Raw genomic sequence first — 20,426 nt, 5'->3', positions numbered from 1 at the left:
ACGTAATGGGCATCCGTGAATGGACACCGAAAAGACCGAAAATGAGGAGAGGGGTTGTGAGTGCTTTTAGGTACTCAAGTACAAGTTGCGCCACGTCCATGATTGTCATCCAACTACCTAGTTGACCCCTATCGACCTATTTCGAAGATTGGCTGCAGGGATCTGTATTTACCGAACACGTACTCTCCGGCGATCACCACGGAGCCAGATTCCTGGGGTTGATCCCGATAAAACTTGCATCTGCGTGATCGGAAGTCTCAGGTCGATCGCGCGGTGTAACCGTCGCCTCTGGTCGTAGTCCAGTTCCATGAGGGCGACCACCCGATGGTCATCAGTAGGAGGATGCGTGTCCGCGCCATACGCCGATCTCACTCCGCTGCTCATTCCCGCCGTCGCCGTGGCGATCCTGCTGACGCGCCGGTCCCGCGGCCGGTCCTGGCCGCTCAGGTTGCTGCTGGTCACCGGTGTGGGACTGTGGATAGCCTTCGCCGGGGGGTCGATGTGGCTGATGAGCCAGGCGATCGCCGAACAGACGCCCCACTCTCGAGAAACCCCATCGAGGATCAAAGCGTGCGCCGGGAAGACGCCCGAGACGTTCAAGGTCTCCCTGATCAACCTGCCGCTGTTCCTCAACCGCTTCGGTGACGTGGTGCCGGAGGGGCGCATGTACGTGCTGGACGAGAACATCGCGGCGGTACGCGCCGGCTACGCGCACGCCGCGGACCCGGACAGGGCGGATGAGGCGGATCTGATCGAGCCGCTGACCCTGCGGGCCAACCGGGGCGACTGCATCGAGGTGCGGTTCACCAACCGGCTCAACGAGCCGGCGCCGCCCGTGAACGAGAAGGTACGCAACGCCGCGATCTTCACGCTGCCAGGCGAGACCCTGAAGGCCCCCGGCACGGTGACCCCCGAACCGCGGCAGTTCGCCCCCGCTGCCACCGTTCCCAACAACGACTTCGACCCCCGGAAGGCCCCGAACGCCTCCATGCACTTCGACGGCCTCGCCTACGACGTCAAGGAGGCGGATGGCACCGTCGTCGGCAACAACCCCGACTCCACCGCTCGGCCCGGCGAGACCATCACCTACTGCCTCTTCGCCAACGTCGAGGGAGAGTTCCAGTTCAAGGACGGAGCGGACTTCACCTCCCAGCAGACCCGGCCCGTGGGTGCCGACGGCAAGGTGCGCTTCATCGGCTCACACGCTTTCGGGGCGTTCGGCGCGTTCGTCGTCGAGCCACCCGGGGCGACCTGGGTGGACTCCCGCACCGGCCGGTCGCTGTCGTCGGGGGCCCGGGCCATCATCAAGCGTCCGGGGGGGAAGGACTTTCGGGAGCATGTGCTGTACATGCATGACGAGGTGGAAGCGGAGCCGGGCATCTTGACCCGTTTCTGCCGCGGCGAAGCCGCGGTGGCGCCGCCGGTCGGCAACGAGTGTGTGAAGCCCACGAAGTCTCAGCTGGAACTGCTGAGTAAGGGCACGCTGCCGGGCCTGGGCGGTGGTGATGCGGATGCCTTGGTGCAGGGCGAGATTCCGGTGAAGCTCGAGTGGTTCGCCTTCAACTACCGCTCCGAGCCCGGGTTCAATCGTGAGGAGGTGGGGTGTCCGGCGGCGAGGCGCGCTGCTCAGGGATTCGACGCGGAGCGCTGTATCGGTGAGGAGACGTCGCTGTCGTCGTGGGCGTTCGGTGACCCGGGTGGCGGGGATCTGGTGTTCGCGAATTACCGCGGCGAGCCGACCCAGGTGCGTCTGTTGCATCCCGCCGAGTTCGAGACCCATACCTTCCACTGGCATGTCAACCGCTGGATGTTCGACCCGAAGGATGAGGGTGGCCTGGATGAGATCAGCAAGCCTACCCACGTGACGAGGACGACCAACATCCTTGACGTGCAGGCGGTCTCTCCGGGTAGCCACTACGGCCTGATCATCCAGGGTGGCGCGGGGTCGCCGCGTGCCGGTAAACCCGCGACCTTCGGCGACATCATCTTCCACTGCCACCTCTATCCGCACTTCGCCAACGGCATGTGGGGCCTCAACCGCACCCTGGACAAGCTGGCGGACGGAACGCAGAAGAACCCGGACGGCACGCCCGTGCCGCCGCTGGAGCCGCTGGCGGACCACGATTATCGGCCGGGTGTCGCCGGTGTCAACCCGCCACCCTCGCCTGCGGTGGCCACGCCGGGCTTTCCGTTCTTCATCCCGGGGAAGTTCGGTTTCAAGGCGCCGAAGCCGCCGCTTGGGGTCTTGGACCGATCGCCAAGTGGAATCTTCCCGCCGACCGCCTTGGAGAATGCGGCGGCCGACCCGGGCGCGAAGGTGCCGGGGGGCTTCTTCCAGAATCCGTGCCCCGCTCACCGCCCCACCAAGATGTACAAGGTCGCGGCCATCCAGATCCGGCAGCAGTACAACCCGGAGCTGAAGTGGACCAACCCCCAGGCACGGGTCTATGTGTTGCAGTCTGACAAACAGGCGGTGCGGCAGGGCCGAAAACCGGAACCGTTCGCGCCCATTCTCAACGTCGGCGATTGTGTGATCTACAAACTGACCAACGAGTTGCCCCGTACGTTCGGCGGCACCGCTTTCGACCGCCTGCAGGAGACCAACGAGGTCGGCATCCATCAGCACATGGTCCAGTTCGACGTGCTGACCTCCGATGGAGCCGCCAACGGGTGGAACTATGACGAGGGCGCCGATCCCGGTCAGACGATCATCTACCGCGACTTCGTGTCCGAGAACACGATCACGAACTCATTCCATGACCACTTCTTCCCGAACGTCCATCAGAAGAACGGGCTCTTTGGCGGCTCAACCATCCACCCGGCCGGGTGTGTGCCAGCACTGCCGAACAAGTCCAAGTCCAAGGCCGGGAACCGGGCGCTCATCGGGACCGTCTTCGACCTGCACTGCAAGCCGACGGTCGATTTCAACGGTAAGCGCACCGACGGCCGTGACTACCGCAACCTCTCCCTCTTCATCGAGGACCGTGTGCCCCTGTTCCAGCCGGACAACCCCAAGACGCCCGACGACGACAAGTTCGTCACCCCATACGGGGTGCCGATCTTCCCGGCCAGGTTCCCGTCGAGCAACGACGACCAGGGCGGCATGGGGGTCAACTACCGGCTGGAGCCGTTCGAGGCCCGTAGGAACGCCGACCCGGCGAGTCTGTTCGACCCGGCCGTCCACGGGGATCCGTTCACGCCGATCCTCAAGGCGTACCCGGGTGATCCGGTGAAGTTCCGGCTCTTCCAGCTCTCCCAGGAGGAGTCACACGGATTCAATCTCGATGCGTTCCGGTGGAAATTCGAGCCCAAGGACCCCGAGTCGAACGTCATCGCGGCACAGCACATCGGCATGCTCGAATATTTCGACGTGTCCATCCCGACGGATCAGCTGCCGGCGCGAGCGCGGGACATGATGACGAAGGACTTCCTGTACTACTACGCCGGTGCCGATGACTGGTTCCTCGGGGCCTGGGGGCCGCTGCGACTGTTCTCGTGCTCCAATCCGAGATCGGGGAAGACGCCGATCCCGGAGCTGCCGGACTTCCCGCGGCACACCTGCACGGGCGGCGATGCACGGCACAAGGCCCCGAGCAAGACCTTCGTGGAGATCGTGGACAAGGTCACGTACGAGAAGTACAAGGGCCCCGGCTACAAGAAGATCGTCGACAGCGCCTACACCATCATCCACCAGTACGAGTCCGACTACGAGTCGTGGCATGGCTGGCCAAGCACCCGGACACGCTGCAGGACCGGTGTGGACCGAACCTTCAGCATCGTCGCGATGAACAAGGACATCACCTACAACAAGTCCGGCGATCACGATCCGCACGGCCTGATGTACGCGCTGGCGGCCGACGAGAAGGCGTTGCGGGACGGCAAGAAGCAGCCCGAGCCGCTGGTGATCCGGGCGAACGCGGGTGACTGCCTGACGATCAACTTCACCAACAAGCTCGATCCGAAGAAGATGACACCGCACTGCCACGAAGCGCTGGAACCAGGCCAGCTCGGATTCAAGCAGGAGGAGCTGCGCTTTCCACAGTGCATCGAGCGGCCACCCAAGCACGAGAACAACGTCCCAGGCTTCGAGCCCTTCCCGGTGAGCGCGAAGGCGTCGATCAGCGCTCAATTCGTCCTGTCGACGCCACCTGACGCGGTGGCGCCGGGGCGGAGCACGCAGTACTACTGGAAGCTGCCCAGCGACATGACCGGAATGGCGCTGCTGCGGGATCGCGCCGACGTGCAGAACCATCTGCACCACGGCCTGTATGGGGCGCTGGTCATCGAGCAGCCCGGCTCACGCTACCTGAACCCGGTGACCGGCCGACCGCTGAGGACCGGCACCAGCGCGGTGATCACCCATCCGAAGCAGCCGGACTTTCGGGAGAACATCGTCCTGATGAACAGCGACCTGGCGCTGTTCTACAAGAACAACGAGCCGGTGCCGGACAACCTTGACCTGGTGCTCAAGCCGAGCCGGCAGACCAACGACCCGGAGGACCAGGGAGAGTTCTCGATCAACTACCGCAACGAACCCTGGTCGCACCGGTTCGCCGTGGACCAGAACATCACCGACATCTTCAATTCCTGCGTGCACTGTGACCCGTCGACGCCGGTGTTCCAGGCGTACACCGGTGACAAGACGGTCTTCCGGGTCGGGCAGGCCGTCGGCGACCCACGCTCCACGAGCTTCGTCCTGCATGGCCACACCTGGCGCCGTGCACCCGCTGACCCGCAGTCCCAGATCGCGGCCACTCAGGGCCAGTTCAACCCGGGCGTCGTCTACAACATCGTTCTCGACCCGAGGGTCACCGGTGGGGCCGGCGGGTTCTTCGCCGCGCCGGGCGACTACCTCTACCGCTCCGACGTCTTGGCCCGTCATCTCATCGGTGGACAGTGGGGGTTGTTCCGGGTGCACTCCAACCGTCGGTCGGACCTGATCCCACTCTCCGACAATCCGGTGTGGCAGCCGAAATCGCGGAGGCCGCGGTGAGCCTGATGACCAAGCTCAGGTTGCCGGACGAGATGCTCGGCAGGCCGGCACCGTCACGCCGGCAGGCCAGGCCCGGCCGACGCCGTCCGCAGAAATCCACAGGGCTGAGCCCGTTCGGCCACGGCCTGGTCCTCGGAGTCTGTGTCGGGATGACGTTTGCCCTGATCATCGGGGTGGTCGGCTTCCTCGTCACCCGGCCGACGGGGGCGGCACCAGCGGTCGCCGCTCCGGCAGCCGACGGGCAACCGGCGGCGGACCGGGGAGCCCGAGGGGCGACGGGAGCCAAAGAGCAGCCGGCGGCGTCGATCGATGTGACCGCCGCGCACCTCGGTGACCTGCAGGTGCGGATCGAGGCCCGGGTGAGTGCGCCCGGCACCTACGACCCGATCACCAAGGGGCAGGTCGTCGCCTGGACGGACATGGTCGCCATGCCGATGGCCCATCAGCAGGGGCCCGTCGTCATGACCGAGGTATCCGGGCGGCCCGGCACCTATCAGGCAGTCATACGGGTGCAGATGGTCGGGGAATACAACGTCACTGTCGAGATACGGCATCCGATGGCATCCCGGGCCGACAAGCGGATTGATGTGCAGCAGGTAAGGAAGAGCTGAAGCCCGTGCCCGCGGCAGGCAGCCGTGGTCGGCTCCGCACGGAGTCGGCCACGGCGCCTTCCGCTCAGGAGAGGGCGATGGCGGTGGCGGCCACGCCGTGGTGCACCGCCGGGTGAAGAACCGGAACGGAATGGACGCGCCGACCGGTCGATGATCGACGACCTTTGCCGACCGATGAACTATAGTCGTCCGCCGTGGCCGAATCCTCCCCCTATCTGACCGCGACGGCGGACGCCTACGACGCCGTCGCCGACCTCTACGCCGACTTGGCCCGAGACTCGCTCGACCGCCTGCCACTGGATCGCGCGATACTCGCCGTGTTCGCCGAACTCGTACAGGCCGCCGGACCCCGGCCCGTCGCCGAGGCCGGCTGCGGTCCAGGGCACATGACGGCACACCTGCGTAACCTCGGACTGGACGCCTTCGGCATCGACCTGTCTCCCGCACTGATCGACATCGCCCGCAAAGACCATCCTGACCTGCGTTTCGAGGTCGGTTCGATGGGCGCCTTCGACGTGGCCGACGGCGAGCTGGGCGGGCTGCTCTCCTGGTACTCCGTCATCCACATCCCACCACCGGAGCTGCCGCCGTACTTTGCCGAGTTCCGCCGGGTGCTGGCTCCGGGGGGTTACCTCCTGCTCGGTTTCTTCGAATCCGAGGGCGGCCCGGTGCTGCAGTTCGACCATAAGGTCGCGCCGGCCTACCGGTGGCCGATCGACGACTTGGCCGACCTGGCCCGCAAGGAAGAGTTCGTCGAGGTGGCGCGGATGTTGCGCGAGCCTTTGGAAGATGAACGATTCCGCCGCGGCCACTTGCTGATGCGCAGACAAGCCGCCGCCATGTGCTGAAGTATGCGTCTCCGGCGGCCTAGCGACGCCTGCCCCGCAACATCAGGACCACACCGGCGACAACCGCCACGATCACGACCAGAAACGTCAACTCAGGCCAACCCACACCGAACATGCGAGCACCCTCCAAATCGGAGCATCGTTGCTTGACGGTCCACGTCCGACTGTTCCGCCTAAAACATTTTCGCCTCCGGCGGGGGCCTCGGGCTCCAGGATGATCGCCGCACATTGCCAAAGGCCGTAGGGGGTTGAGGTGGAAACCTGATCACCCCGTCACCGACGTCCCAGGCAAAGTCAAGCAGACCAGGGCCATGGGGCCTGGGTATTCGGATGCGACCAAGGCCGCGGCACACCAGTTCCGAACATTGTCATGATGGTTTCGCCGCAGCGGCGGTGCCTGTACACCCTTGTTGATTTGGCTTGCCCGTCGCTTCGGGGGTGGGTTGGGCAAGCCGGCCTTGCCGGGTAAGGAGATGGACGGCCAGCGCGCACCCGCTTCCCAGACCGGACAATGCTATCCAGGGCAACGCCGGGGAGCGGGTATCAACCAGCGCGCCGGTCAATAGGTTGCCTGCCGCGATTCCGATGCCGGCGGCGGTGTTGTAGAGGCCGTAGTGGCTCGCCACCAGTCGCCCGCCGGACAGTGTGATGATGGTGTCCATTTCGAAGGGGTAGCTCAGCGTCGTCCCCAGGGTCAGCGCCACCGTGCATAGCAGCACCGCGGCCATCTGGGCTCCAGCCGAGTTCGGCCACGCCATAGCGCACAGCGCAGGGGGGAGAAAGGCCAGTCCCATCAGGGTGAGACCGCGTGTGATGGCCTCGGTGTGGGTCCAGCGGCGGTGGGCCCAGTCGGTGATGCGGACCTGACCGGCGATGGCGACGATTGCTGAGATGGCGAAGACGACGCTGACGGCGCTTGTGCTGCCTACTGCCAGTGGCAGGGTGAGGTAGACCTGGAACGGCAGTACATACGAGCCTGCCATCGCCAGGGAGAACAGTACGAAGGGTCGGTTGGCGAGCATTGCCCGCCATTCGCGAAGGACACCGGTGGTCGCCGTGGTCGTGATCTGACGCGGCGGAAGTGCGTAGGTTTGGAGCACTGTGAGCAGGGCGAACAGTGCTGCCGCTACCAGGCAGACAAGGCGGAAGTCCACCGCGACCAGGGCGAGCCCGATAAGCGGGCCGGCAAGGATCCCCGCTTGGTAGAACACGTTGAACAGGGCGAAGGCCTCCACCCTGCGTTCGGCTGCGTCGTGGGCGAGGTAGGCGCGGACGGCCGGGTTGAACAACGCGCCGGCGAATCCGGTGGCGGCCGAGGCGACGAGCAGCGCCGGGAGGGAGCTGGAGAAGCCGAGCAGGGCGAACCCGATGGTGCGTAGCAGGCAGCCGATGATGATGACGGGTTTGTAGCCGAGCCGGTCGGCCAGGGTGCCGCCGAGCAGGAACAGGCCTTGCTGGCTGAGGTTGCGCATGCCGAGTACCAGGGCGACCGTCCAGGCCGCCATGCCGAGCCCGTGTGACAGGTGTCCGGCGAGGTAGGGCATCAGCATGTAGAAGCCGATGTTGATGGTGAGCTGGTTGATCATGAGCAGCTGGACGCTGCGGTCGAAAGATGTGAAACGCCGCCACATCACAGGTCCACCACCGTGGCGCAGCGGGTCCAGCGGGTGACCTCGGCTTCGCCGGGATGCTTGATCTCCTCGGGTTCATCTGCGGGTGGCCGGTCGAGCAGGTCATGGGTGGCGCAGTAGGCGTTGTCGAAGACGGTGGTGTAGTAGCGGGCGGGACCGTCGGGGAACACCGCCACGATCCGGGCCTGTGACGGCAGAGTGCGGGCGCACCAGGCGGCGACCACGGTGACCGCGCCGACGCTCCACCCGCCGGTGGTGTAGTGGGTGGCGGCCAGGGTCCGGGAGGCCCAGACCGCCTCGTGCGGCGCCACCCAGTGCACCTCGTCGAACAGGTGGTGGGCGACGTTGCGCGGATGGATGCTGCTGCCCAGGCCACGCATCAGCCGAGGCCGGGCCGGCTGCCCGAAGATAGTGGACCCGACCGAGTCGACGCCGATCAGCCGCATGTCCGGATACAGGCGGCGCAACACTCGCGCGATGCCGGCCGAATGTCCTCCGGTGCCGACGCTGCAAACCAGGACGTCGATGCGGCCGATCTGGTTGATCAGCTCGCCCGCCAGAGCGGCGTAGGCGTCGACGTTGTCGGGGTTGTCGTACTGCCCCGGGCAGTAGGAGCCGGGATGGGCGGCCAGCAACTGCTCTACCCGCTCCAGCCGTGCGCGCTGCCATCCGCCGACCGGATGCGGGGCGTTGACGGTCTCGACCTGGACGCCGTAGGCGGCCAGCAGACGATGGACGATGGTCTCCATGCCAGGATCGGAGACCACGGTGAGCCGGTGGCCGTGAACGATGGCCGCCAGTGCCAGGCCCAGGCCGAAGGTACCGGACGTGGACTCCACGATCGTGGCGCCGGGATCCAGCTCGCCCCGCGCTCGGGCTCGCTCGACGATGTGCAGGGCGGCACGGTCTTTGAGTCCGCCGGGATTGGTGCCCTCCAGTTTGGCCCAGAAGCCTCGGCCGCCGGCGGCGAACGGTTGGGAGATCCAGCACACCGGCGTGTTGCCGACCAGATGCGTCAGGGTCGGTGTGGTGGGTTCGGTGATGACAGAAGACAAGATCGACATGATGGCGCACGCTCTCTCCGGCACGGCACTGTGCCGGGGTCGCTGACTGAGTGAACAGGTCGAACGAACCGACGTCCGTGTGGACGGCTGGTCGTGCAAGTCCAATCAGCAGCGACACACTTCGAGCGTGTGTGTCAGCGCGGCTCGCGCACGGTAAGAGCGGGGCGGAGCCCGGCTTGAACCTTCGGGTGTCGGCGCAGACGCCAGTTCCGTCACCGTGTCCGAGGTAGCCAGGCCCACCGGTCCATGAGGGGCAACCGCGCATCCCCAGACGGGGAGCATGAACGCTTCTGGATGGACGGCCGCATCATGATGATCGTGTTCGGGGTGGTCCGGGCATGAATCCAGGACAAGCACGTGCAGCGATCCCAGATGCTCATGCGGCATGGTGGCGTGTGTCCACAAGTGGGCCACCGTGACGATTCCGACCAGCACGGCAAGCCACGCGGCCCAGCGTGGCGTTCCTGTGATCGCGTGCCTAATAATCATCGTCAATGACTATATGTAGCAGCATGACTACATAGAGACACCATATGCAGGTATGGGGTCTGTCTGTGTGGTGCTTCTTAACCGGTCGCCCGTGACGCAAGAGGAGTCGTACGGCAGAGGATCACAGACGGCCCAAGAGCGGTGCGCGTAGGCTGGCTGCTGTGCAGCGCGCTCTTCGACCTGAACAACACTCTTGTCAATCTTGACCAGGCATTTCGGGCGTGGGCCGCAGAGTTACCGATGAGCGGGACTTTGGGCCGCGGGGCGGTTGACTGGCTGATTGCTGTGGACAGAGCCGGGGTCCTGCATCGTGAAGTCTTCTTCACCAAGGTGCGCGAGCATTTCGCCCTGCGAGATTCGGTCGACGAACTATGGAGCCGATACCGCCAGCGCAGTGCCACACCTTGTCCATTGCCGGCCCGAAGTCCTTGATGGGCTTTCCGAGCTGCGTGCCTCTGGGTGGCTGGTGGCGATCGTGACTAACGGGATGGCAGACAATCAGCTCGGGAAACGGCCCTTCCCTGACCCCGGCACGCCCCCGTGTCACGGGGTCCGGAGAGGACCCCGTGACAAGCGGTAGCTGCGCGGGTCGGCATCCATCAAGCGGCGTCGAGGGCCTCGGTGATCTTGCGGGCCATCTCAGCCATGGTGGGGCTGGGCTCGCCCTTCTGGGGCCGGGCGGCTGCTTCGATGGCGACGATGACGGTGCGGCGGAAGTTGTCGGCTTCTGCCGGAGCCTGCTTGTTGAGCAGGCTCATGGCTGCCGTCAGGGCCGGCAGCACCTGGTCGGCCAGGTCGGCTGTGGACTTGCCGTACTTCACGCCCTTGGGCGCCTTGGTGAGCACGTGCCCGACCAGGCCGGTCGCGGAGGTCAGGGCGATGGAGCCTTCGGTGGCGGCCTTGTGGGGCGAGCCGGCGGCAGCAGCGGCGGACATCAGCGAGACGGCGCCCCACGCGGCGGTCCGCAGGGTGAGCGTGTCCTGGTCGTTAAGGGTGACGGACATGGTGGTGTGCTCCTTAAATCTGTTACGAAATTCGATTGAACGGACGGTTAGTGGAGTGTGGTCCTGTTGGTGCCCGGGGTAGCGAGATTGCTCAGGTCGGGTCGCCCGAGGGGATCTCACCCGGCCTTGAGGCCGCGATCGCTGAACCGTTCATGGCATCCACCATCGCCGACCGCTCTGATCCCGGGCCGTCGCCGTCCTGACGCGGCCGCTGACACGACACCGCATGGTCAGCGCGAGGGCTGGTCAGCTGGGTCGAGGACGTCCGTGAGGGGTTCAGTGGCAGGCTGGAGGAGCGGCAGGAGCGGATGCCGCCCGTCTGTAACCGTTGACATCCGATGACCGAGGAACCACGACCGGGCCAGGTACACGCGAAGACGGGCTTGCACCTCCGTCGCCGGCCCGCTGCCGCTTCGCGGTGGGTCGCGGCATACGGGACGATCAGTCGGGCGAAGTGTCCGCGGGCGCGCATTTCACGCCCAGATCACTCACGACCGGCCCCAGTCGCAGGTCAGCGCACCCACCAGGCGTGATCCCTGCAATTCCCAAGCTGACAGCGCGGGTTCGACTCCCGCCACCCGCTCCACGAGCGAAATCGTAGATCGAAGCACGTTTCTTGAGGGTATCGATTGATCAAGGGCAGGATGGCCTCATGCGTCCTGTTCGAGATTGGGACGATGAGGCACCCGCGCTGGGCGCGGTACGTCCTGTCAGGCGGCGGTCTCGCGATGGTGTGGTTCGCGTCGGCGTTACGCTGGGGGATAGAACGTGGCTTCTGGATACTGGGCAGAGGGGCCGTCCAGCAGGTGGGTCTCGCGGTTGCGCAACCACAGGTCGAAGAACGCACGGATGTAGGCGCGTTGAGCGGCGACGGCCCGATCCGGGTCGATCGTGCCGACCCAGGGGGCGGCCGTTGGGATGATTCCGGCCCTCGCCAACTGGCTGAGCAGCGGCTCGTCGTCGGTGTAGCTGAAGTGGGTCGTGCCGACCAGCGACACGAACCGCCGCCACCCGCGCAGGTGGTGCCAGACGATGCTGGTCAGAGCGCCGAAGTAGTCCGGCCCGAACCCGCCGCTGGCCATGATCATGAACGGTCGATCGCCTATCCGGTCGGCCAGAAGGATCAGCGCCTTTTCGGTCTCTTCGGGGGGCACCTGGATAGTGTCGATGTCGTCAGGGAAGAAGCTGCCGTCGAGGTTGACTCCGGCGCGGACCCTGGGGTCTTGGGCCATGATCTGGGCTGTGGTCGCGCCGCCCAGCGAATGCCCGAACATGCCGATCCTGGCCATGTCCATGCAGGCACCCAGGCCGCCGGGGAGCGGACGGTGTTCGGCGTCGGGGTTTTGGCCGGCTTTGAGCATGGAGAGCGAGTCGATGACGAACCTGGTGTCGGCGATGCGTATCGGCAAGGCGACGTGGGGCGCCTGCTCGGGCCGGCCTCGTACCACCCGTCCACCGGGGAACTCCACCTCGCCAGCCTGATACGTATGGCTGATCGTGACCACCACGTACCCGTGGCTGGCGAGTTCCTCCACCAGCGCGGTTCCCTGTTCGCGGTTCTGGTCCGCTCCTGGGGAGAAGAACACCACCGGATACGGGCCGGCCGACCGGTCGACCGGCGCGCCTTCGGCGGCGTGCGTGATCGGGAAGTCGACGCCGTCGAGCGAGACCTCCGAGGTCATAACGGCTGGAGGCGGAGGCACGTCGGGCGAGGGGCCCGGCGGGGACCCGAGGACCGTCTCCAGCTCCTGCCGGTAGTAGGCGAGAGCGGCCGCCGGCATCCACGGCGCTAGGCGGCGACCGGCCTTTCGGGCCGGATACCACACGGAGACCATCAGTTCTCGAGGGTGCGGAGCCGGCAGGAAGGGATCCTGCCGGGCGTGGTCGATCAGATGGAGCGAGACGGTCCCGATGTCGTGCGGGCCGGTCGGCGCGGTCAACGTGAGCCGCAGTCGGCTCGGCGAGCCGGCGGCGAAAGCCGAGCCGGTCTAGGTAGGCACGGCCAGTCCGCCGGCGACGGCGATCGCTCCACCGAGCAGCCGGCGCCGATTGAGGGCGGCTCCGTACACGGGGCGTACCGGATTTCGAGGGTCGTTCATGCTTGCCTTTCTGACACGTGAGATGTGTTGAGTGCCACACGGTCGTCGGCGTACGGCTGGCGCGCCAGGCGCGGTCCGGCGGCCGACGGGAATTCGCACGAAGCGAACTGCGGCCGCGGCTCTTGTCTTGCTGATGGCTTGTCCTGCGGCCCGCTGTTGATGCGGATTGTCAGGGTGTGGCGAGGGCTTCGGTGGGAGCGAGGCGGGCGGTTCAAATGGTGGGGTACAGCCCGGTGATGGTGTCGGCGCTGGAGGGCAGCCGGAGCGACAAGGCGGCGGCTACCCCGCTCCTCGAAGATCGCGGCGAAGACCGGCGGAAGACGTGGGCCGTACTCAGGTGGTGGCCAGGGCGATCGTCGGGGACAGGCGGGCGGCGCGCATGGCGGGATAGAGGCCGGCGACCGTGCCGATGACGAGCGTGGCGCCGATTGCCCCGCCGATCGCCCACGGTGGCACGACGGGTGGCCAGTCCCTCGTCAGCGCGTAGCCCGCCGTGGCCAGGGCGCCCAGCACCGATCCGGCGACGCCGCCGAGCGCGGAGAGCAGCAGGGACTCTGACAGGAACTGGATGCGAACCTGCCCCCGGGTGGCCCCAAGGGAGCGGCGCAGGCCGATTTCCTTGCGCCGCTCCAGCACGGAGATCACCATCGTGTTCGCCACGCCGACTCCGCCGACGAGCAGTGCCACCGCGCCGAGTCCGAGGAGCAGGTTGGTGAATGCGTCCGCGGCGGCGGCCCGTGCGGCCAGCGCGTCTGAGGGTCTGCTGACCTCGACCTGCTCCGGGGTCTCCGGGTTGACGGTACGCGGCAGCGCCGCCCTGACGGCCTCTACCGCCTCCTCTCCGGAACGCTCGTAGATCGTCGTGGGGTGCCCGTCGAAAGCCAGGTACGTCGCGGCAGCGGGGAACCCGAGGAGCACCGAGCGTTCGATTTCCGGGGCGAGCGGCATCGGCCCGAGGATGCCGATGACGGTGAACCACTGGTTGCCCATCCACACCCGCACGCCGGTCCTGCCGAGGCCGAGCCGCTTGGCGGCCTCTGAGCCGAGCACGACGGCGGGTGCGTGTTCGGTGGAGGCGTTCAGCCATATGCCTTTGGAGACGCTTCCCTCCAGCGTGGTCAGCAGCTCGGTGCTCGCCGCCTGGACGGAGATGCCGCCGGTCACGGCTTCGGGGATGTGGTCGGTGCGCCGCACGGTGGCATCGACCGTCCCGGTGGCCGAGGCGGTGTTGACGGGACCGATGCGCTTGACCACGCTGAGCGCGAAGGTGGGCAGCTTGGCCTTGTCGCCGAACAGGGTACGGCCGGGCGCGACGGTGAGCAGGTTGGTACCGAGCCGGTCGAGCTGGCGCAGCAGTTGCTCCCGCGACGAGGATGAGATGCCGATCACCGCGATCATGGTGGCGATGCCTATGGCGATGCCGAGCGCGGACAGAATGACCCGGGTGGGGCGGGTCCGCAGCCCGGCCGCCCCGACACGCAGCACGTCGACGGCGCTGAGCCGGGCAGGTGACAGTCTCGCGCGCGTCATGGGCGGGCTCCCTTCGCGATCTCCGCCGGAGGGCGGCGGCCGTCGCCGGCGATGATCTGGCCGTCGCGTACCCGGACCTGCCGCGGGCACCACTCGGCGATCTCGGTGTCGTGGGTGATGACCGCGACCGTGGTCCCGGCGGCGTGCAGGTCGTTCAGCACCCGCAGCACCTCGGCCCCCGAGTGCGAGTCGAGGTTGCCGGTCGGCTCGTCGGCCAGCAGCAGCGGGGGATCACCCACCACGGCCCTGGCGACCGCGACCCGCTGCTGCTCGCCGCCCGACATCTGGTTCGGCTTGTGCCCCAGCCGGTGGCCTAGTCCGACCCGTTGCAGGGCGGCTTCGGCTCGCTCGCGGCGCTCGCGCAGAGCGGTGCCGGTGTAGAGCAGGCCGTCGGCCACGTTGTCCAGCGCGCTCACGCCGGTGGCGAGGTGGAACTGCTGGAACACGAATCCCAGGTGGCGGGCGCGCAGCGCCGACAACTCCCGGTCTGACAGCTCGGCCACGTCGTAGCCGGCGATGCGCACGGTCCCTGACGTCGGCCGGTCCAGGGTTCCGATCAGCTGGAGCATGGTCGACTTGCCGGAGCCGGAAGGACCGACGATGGCCAGCAGCTCGCCGTACTCGACCGTCAGGTCCAAACCGCGAAGCGCCTCGACCCGTCCGCCGTAGACCTTGGTCACGCCCTGCAGCTCGACGATGCTCATGTGGCGGGCACCCCTACCTTCATGCCCTCCGCGAGGCCCGTTCCGCTGATCTCCACCTTGCCGCTGCCGAACGCACCGACCCGCACCGGCACGATCCTGGGGGCCGAGCCCTCGACGACCTCGACGCCGAACCCCCCCTCGCGCAGCGCCAGCAGCGCCTCGACCGGCACGGCGAGCACGCCCTTGCGGCGTTCACTCTCCAGCTCGACGTCGACCGGGGCCTGGTCGAGCTTGGTGCGCGGCGTCTTGTTCAGGGTGATATCGACATCGACGGTCGTCTTGCCGCTGTCCTGCCCCTGTCCAGATTGGGCGGACTTGGCGACCGTACCCACCGAGGTGATCTTTCCGTTGATCCGCTCGCCGCCCGGCAGCTTGACACTGACTCTGGCACCCTTCCTGGCCAGTGCCTGGTAGTCGGTGTCGAGATCCACGTGTACCAGCCGCCGGATGCCGCTGACCGTGAGCACCTCCTGACCCGGGCCGGCACGTCCGCCGACATCGACCTTCGCCTCGGTCACCCGGACCGCGGCAGGCACGAACACGACCTGCGCCTCGTCCACCCGCCCCGTCCTCTGCAGACCCAGGTCGTCCTGCCACTGCCTGACGGCCAAGTAGGTCGCGTAGCTGAAGCGCTCGTCCACGGTCAGGAAGTCGCCATAGCCGAGCGCCTTCAGATTGCGCTCCAGCTGCTCGACGTCCGGGCCGTCGCTGACGCCCTGCTCCAGCTGCCGGTAGAGCGGCAGCTTGCCGTACATCAGCACGAGCGGCTTCTGGTCGATCTTGAGCAGTGGGTGGCCGCGGCGGATCACTGTGCCCTCGGCGGCCACCCACGTCACAGTGCCGGCGGCGCCGCTGGTCAGGAGGTGCTCGCCGGAGTAGGTGAGCGCGCCGTCCACAGTCTTCGTGTCCACCAGGTCCTGTCTGGCGATCGTCGCGGTGGCCGGGACCGGCGGCTCGCTGGGCGAGGCCGTGCCCGTGCCGCCACCGTCGAGCAGGGCCAGCGCCGCCCAGGCTGCCACCGCCGCGAGCAGGGCGGCGCCGCTGAACGCGAGGCTCTTCTTCATTTCGGCAGCGGGAAGTCGCCGGCGAACTGCTTGCACGCCTCCTGTGCGTCCTTGACCTTCTGCTCCGGGGTTCCCTCCGGGACATTGATCTCGATCCGCCCGTCGGCGGTCGGATCCGGCATGTCGATGCCGTGCTGGCGCATGCACTGGGCCAGCTTGACCAGCATGTCCTGCTTCTGCGGATCGAGCCCCTTCCCCTTCTCGCCTACCGCGGCCTGCAGGAACTGCTTGCACGCTTCCTGGGCCTTCTGGACTTTCTGCTCCTCTCCCGGGCGTTGCTGAATCGCGACCCCGCCGTTGGGCTCGGGGTCGGGCATGTCCACGCCGTGCTCGCGCATGCACTGGGCGAACTTGAGCGCCGCCTCCCCCTTGTCGGCGGGGGCCGACGACGAGCTCGACGCCGCGGGACCGGCCGTGCCGCCACCCACGCTGGCGACGCCCCCGTCACCGGCCTTCGCGCCGCACGCTGCGAGCGCCAAGGCCAATACCGGTACGGCCAGCAGTGGACGGATGTGCATGGTGTCTCCTTGTCGAGATGGGTTACTTCAGCGAATTCGGTGTTGAAGATGGAAAGTTCAAGATCGCCCTGACGTGCGGCCAACACCTGTCTTCAGGCATGAGGTCTCGGCCGGCCGTGCGATTGGCTGGGTCGGCAGGTCAGGATGAGGCGTGCCACCGAGGTGAATGGTCGGGGTTCGTCGCACGCGCGTGTCGCCGTCAAGTCACTGGTGGGTGTTGCCGGGACGGCTGACGGCGTGGAGGTCGCCGGCCCCGGTTTACGGCGTCAACTGATGGCGGTGCTCGGGCCGAGACCCTCGTCCTCACCGCCGTGCTCAATGTTGTTAGTGGGACCGTTGTCTTGCTTGTTCTCGTTGCCGGGAGGGTTGGCGGGGAGGTGCAAGGGGGTCGCCACGCAGGTCGCGACCGACCCCTTGACCACCTGCAATGAGGTTGCAACAGGTGGTTTGTCCGCGCCGGCCGGGCTCATGGAGATCGCCAGGACCAGCGTCTCGCTTGACCCGATCTGCCCCTTGCTGATCTTGAACGTGATCCCCTTGTCGTCCCTGCCGATTCCGGCCCGCATCTTTCCTCCCGCGGCCGCCTGCTCGCCCCGCGGCTCCTGACAGGTCTGGTCCGCCGGCAGATAATCGACTACCGCCGTGATCCCCACTGCGGCGAGCTTGGCCTCCAGTTCGTCGGAGTCGTGGAACTCGTTGATCTGTACCTCGACCGATCCGTCCGCGCCCTTGACCACCGCGTAGGCCGGTGTGCCGGCTCCGCCGAACACAGTGAGCGCCAGGGTGGCGGTCGCCGCGGCCCCGGCCAGCGCGGCGGACAGCGCCAGGAAACGATGGTTCGGACCGCGCCGCCGCACCGGTGTCTGAAGAGCCACGTTCTGTTCCGCCATCCTGGTGGCGATTTCTTCCTTCAGTGCACCGAGCAGGCGCTCTTCGAAGATGGTGTTCATGCCTGTCCCTCCACGTACACAGCCGACGGTGAAGCGATGTCTGCGAGGGCGCGTCTGGCCCGATACAACCGGACTCGTGCGGTGACCTTCCCGATGCCCAGGGCCGTGGAGGCTTCCGTGACAGTAAGCTGATCGATCGCCACAAGCTCCAGCACGGCCCGCTCGCCCTCGGGCAGGTTGCCCATGGCCTCCAGAGCGCGCCGCATCTGGCGCTCGGCGTCGATCCGCTCCTCCATCCGGACGAGATCGTTGTCGTCCATCATTCGCCTGCCCGCCATATGGCTGGTCGCCCGCACCTCACGAGCAGCCCTGCGATGGTGGGCCGACACGACGTTGCGCGCCACTCCGTACAGCCATCCGATCTCGCCGCCCCGACTGGAACGGTAGGTATTCGCTGAGTCCAAGGCCGCCAGGAAGATGTCAGCGGTCAGGTCGGCGGCCAGATGAGGATCGCTCACCCGACGTACGACGAACCGCATGACAGCATCGATGTGGCGGCGATAGAAGGCCTCAAAGGCCACGGGATCTTCACTGAGGTTCATCGGCCTCGCCCCCTTCGGCTCATCTTCACAGCTACACCCATACTTGGACCGAGCGCCGCAAAGCGTTTCAAAGTGACCGAGGAGCAGGTGTTGACGGCGATGCTGGACGGCTGGCGCAACCAGCAGCCGGCCAGGAATCTGGCGTTCTCCACGCCGGCCAAGGCGGTGCAATGAGATTCGCAACGTCAACTCGGATGCGACGGTTACGACCTCGACCGGGTGGACCAGCACCGGCCTTCCGGTGGCGGTGAGGGCGCCCGGCTGCTGCCCCGCCTACTCAACGGGTATGAGCGGAATAAGCCGCTGGTCAGCGGTCGGTAGGCAGGCTGTTGATGGCGGCTTCGCGGTCGATGGCGGTTGGCTTGGTGTAGGCCCGGGTGGTCTCGAGTCGGCCGTGGCCCATGAGTAGCGCTGAAGATTTCTTAGATTCACGCGAAATGATGGGGGTCCTTTCGCCATGTAGGGGATGTCCGCGTTTCGTACTGACGAAGGAGATCAGCCATGGGAATCGCCCGTGGATGACGACGGGGTGGCCAGGTTCGAGGCCGTCTACAGGGAGACGTACGACCAGATCGCGGCCTACGCCGCGCGCCGCTGTGACTCCCCGCAGGACGCGGCCGATGTCGTGGCGGAGACCTTTACCATCGCCTGGCGCCGGGTGACCGAGTTGCCACCGGGGCAGGAGGCCAGGCTCTGGCTGTATGGCGTAGCGCGCAAGGTGCTGGCCGACCACCGCCGGAGCGCGGTCCGGCAGCGGCTGCGCAGCGTGGAGCTTGACGCGGAGATCGCCGATCTTTATGGGGATTCCCCTGACAGCGGCGTTGAGCTAAGCGTGATCGGCGCAGTGTTTCGGAGCCTGTCCGACGACGACCGTGAGCTTCTTTCGCTGGTCGCCTGGGAGGGTTTGGAGCGCGAGGAGATCGCCACGATGCTGGGTCTTTCCCGCAACGCCGTGCGCATCAGGTTGTATCGCGCCCGCAGGCGCTTTTCGCGCGAGCTCGACGAAGCCGGTGTCCGGTTCACATCGAAAAGCCGGATGATTCCGGCGGGGAGGTCGCTGTGAGGAACGTCGATGAGATCAACGAACTGCTGAGGCCACTGGCCCCGGTCGAGCCCGGACAGCCGGACAGCCACGCGTCCGGTGCGGGGGCACGGGCGTTGCTGGCCTCGATCGCCGCCCAAGAGCCCGGCATCGCCCCCATGGGGCTGGGGCGTACTCGTCGGTACGCTCCGCGCAGGCCTCGCCGTCTTGTGTTGGGCCTGGCCGCTGCGGCCGTGCTCGCAACAGGCATCGTGGTGGGTCCGAGCCTGCTGGAGGACGGACGTGGCGTGGCGGTCTCCTACGCCAACTCCGCGGTGGAGATCCACCGGGAAGGCGACCAGTATGTCGCCCGCATCAAGGACCCGTTCGCCGATCACGACAAGTACACCGAGGCGTTCCACGCGGTCGGCCTGAACGTCAATCTGCGCCCGGTGCCCGTCTCGCCAGGCGGAGTGGGGAAGACCCTGGGGATGATCATTGCGGACAACGGTTCCTCTCGCCCCGACCCGGAAGCTAAGCCAGACCCCTCCGGCCCCCGGTTCAACGGTGTCGCCCTCTCGATGGAGACGGCACCCAAGGGATGCCAGCCAGGAGAGGACAGCCACTGCCTCATGGTGATGCGGATCCCCGCCGGTTTCACCGGCAACGTGGACGTCAGACTGGGACGCCAGGCGAAGCCGGGAGAGGAATACGCGAACTTCGACTCGGCCATGGCACCAGGCGAGATGTTCGACGGGGTCCGGCTGCGAAACGGCCGCCCCGTGGACGACATCCTGGCTGAGGCACGCAAGCGTAACCTGACCGCGGTGTTCAGCCTCATTCGGACGGATAAGAAAACGGGCAATATGTCGTCCTTTGACCCGCTACCTGCGGACCGGGTCGGACCCGGCTGGATCGTCTGGAACGCGTGGCAGGTGAAGGCCGGCGTGATCCGGCTGCTCGTCACACCCGAGCATCTGCCCGAGAACCCGTTCTACAACGGAAGCGCGCCACCGCCCGCCTCCTGATCACGCGCACAATTCGGCTCCCGCCGATGATGTAGATCGCCTCCCACGCCCCGCACGGCACGAACCGGGAGAACAGGGCGATGTAGTTGTCGCAGCCGTAGTGGTAGGCGATTCCGCCAAACCCTGAAGCGCGCGGGTTCGGCGATTCCTGGCCGTCGTCCAGGCAGAACCTGCACGTGACCTGGGTCAGGAGCACCCGAGGGGAGTCGGTTATCTGGGGTGCTGAGAAGACGTCAGGCAGGTAAGGCAAGTGCGTTCCCGGCGAACGTGCCTGACAAGTATTCGGGGGTCGTAAGGCACGTTGGCCGGCGGTCGCTGTGTAAGCTCGGC

Annotated in this window: 15 protein-coding genes; 5 read left to right on the top strand and 10 right to left on the bottom strand. The window is 66.7% G+C overall.

Going from position 1 to position 20,426, the window contains the following annotated elements; genetic code table 11:
- Positions 1-346: 346 nt before the first annotated feature.
- From MYF83_RS32205 to MYF83_RS32195, 3 genes are all read left to right on the top strand, one after another.
- On the top strand, positions 347-4,993 hold the full coding sequence (locus MYF83_RS32205; protein ID WP_248964524.1) for a hypothetical protein: 4,647 nt from the start codon (positions 347-349) through the stop codon (positions 4,991-4,993).
- A complete protein-coding gene (locus MYF83_RS32200; protein ID WP_248964523.1) occupies positions 4,990-5,604 on the top strand; it encodes a hypothetical protein in 615 nt (204 codons plus the stop codon). The genes MYF83_RS32205 and MYF83_RS32200 overlap by 4 nt, the downstream gene beginning before the upstream one ends.
- A 194-nt stretch (positions 5,605-5,798) precedes the next feature.
- Positions 5,799-6,452 carry a class I SAM-dependent methyltransferase gene (locus MYF83_RS32195; protein WP_248964522.1) on the top strand — a complete coding sequence of 218 codons (654 nt, stop codon included), beginning with the start codon at positions 5,799-5,801 and terminating at the stop codon, positions 6,450-6,452.
- A 368-nt stretch (positions 6,453-6,820) separates the two neighbouring features.
- On the opposite strand, the gene MYF83_RS32190 is transcribed toward MYF83_RS32195, so the two are convergent.
- The 10 genes from MYF83_RS32190 to MYF83_RS32145 form a co-directional block, all read right to left on the bottom strand.
- Positions 6,821-8,038: an MFS transporter gene (locus MYF83_RS32190; protein ID WP_248964521.1), complete on the bottom strand. Its 1,218-nt coding sequence runs from the start codon at positions 8,036-8,038 to the stop codon at positions 6,821-6,823.
- 44 nt (positions 8,039-8,082) lie between these two features.
- Positions 8,083-9,147: a PLP-dependent cysteine synthase family protein gene (locus tag MYF83_RS32185; RefSeq protein ID WP_279340356.1), complete on the bottom strand. Its 1,065-nt coding sequence runs from the start codon at positions 9,145-9,147 to the stop codon at positions 8,083-8,085.
- Positions 9,148-10,235: 1,088 nt separating this feature from the next.
- Entirely contained in the window at positions 10,236-10,640 is a 405-nt protein-coding gene (locus MYF83_RS32180) for a hypothetical protein (RefSeq protein WP_248964520.1), read from the bottom strand.
- A 749-nt stretch (positions 10,641-11,389) separates the two neighbouring features.
- Positions 11,390-12,580 (bottom strand): alpha/beta hydrolase family protein, encoded by a 1,191-nt coding sequence (locus tag MYF83_RS32175; RefSeq protein WP_248964519.1) that lies wholly within the window; start codon positions 12,578-12,580, stop codon positions 11,390-11,392.
- A gap of 492 nt (positions 12,581-13,072) precedes the next feature.
- Positions 13,073-14,269: an ABC transporter permease gene (locus MYF83_RS32170; protein WP_248964518.1), complete on the bottom strand. Its 1,197-nt coding sequence runs from the start codon at positions 14,267-14,269 to the stop codon at positions 13,073-13,075.
- Positions 14,266-14,973, bottom strand: coding sequence for an ABC transporter ATP-binding protein (locus tag MYF83_RS32165; protein ID WP_248964517.1), 708 nt, complete (start codon positions 14,971-14,973; stop codon positions 14,266-14,268). The genes MYF83_RS32170 and MYF83_RS32165 overlap by 4 nt, the downstream gene beginning before the upstream one ends.
- Positions 14,970-16,037: an efflux RND transporter periplasmic adaptor subunit gene (locus MYF83_RS32160; protein WP_248964516.1), complete on the bottom strand. Its 1,068-nt coding sequence runs from the start codon at positions 16,035-16,037 to the stop codon at positions 14,970-14,972. Before MYF83_RS32160 ends, MYF83_RS32165 begins: the two co-directional genes overlap by 4 nt.
- A complete protein-coding gene (locus tag MYF83_RS32155) occupies positions 16,034-16,555 on the bottom strand; it encodes a hypothetical protein (protein ID WP_248964515.1) in 522 nt (173 codons plus the stop codon). Before MYF83_RS32155 ends, MYF83_RS32160 begins: the two co-directional genes overlap by 4 nt.
- Positions 16,556-16,821: 266 nt before the next feature.
- On the bottom strand, positions 16,822-17,505 hold the full coding sequence (locus MYF83_RS32150; protein ID WP_248964514.1) for a hypothetical protein: 684 nt from the start codon (positions 17,503-17,505) through the stop codon (positions 16,822-16,824).
- Positions 17,502-18,047, bottom strand: coding sequence for an RNA polymerase sigma factor (locus MYF83_RS32145; protein ID WP_248964513.1), 546 nt, complete (start codon positions 18,045-18,047; stop codon positions 17,502-17,504). The genes MYF83_RS32150 and MYF83_RS32145 overlap by 4 nt, the downstream gene beginning before the upstream one ends.
- A 514-nt stretch (positions 18,048-18,561) precedes the next feature.
- Between MYF83_RS32145 and MYF83_RS32140 the strand changes: the two genes are divergently transcribed.
- A complete protein-coding gene (locus MYF83_RS32140; RefSeq protein WP_248964512.1) occupies positions 18,562-19,110 on the top strand; it encodes an RNA polymerase sigma factor in 549 nt (182 codons plus the stop codon).
- Positions 19,107-20,096 carry a hypothetical protein gene (locus tag MYF83_RS32135; protein ID WP_248964511.1) on the top strand — a complete coding sequence of 330 codons (990 nt, stop codon included), beginning with the start codon at positions 19,107-19,109 and terminating at the stop codon, positions 20,094-20,096. Before MYF83_RS32140 ends, MYF83_RS32135 begins: the two co-directional genes overlap by 4 nt.
- Positions 20,097-20,426: the final 330 nt, after the last annotated feature.

Source organism: Sphaerisporangium perillae (assembly GCF_023276435.1).
Classification (GTDB): domain Bacteria; phylum Actinomycetota; class Actinomycetes; order Streptosporangiales; family Streptosporangiaceae; genus Sphaerisporangium; species Sphaerisporangium perillae.
The sequence above is the reverse complement of the archived record's forward strand: the minus strand, read 5'-3'. Positions and strand labels throughout refer to the sequence as shown.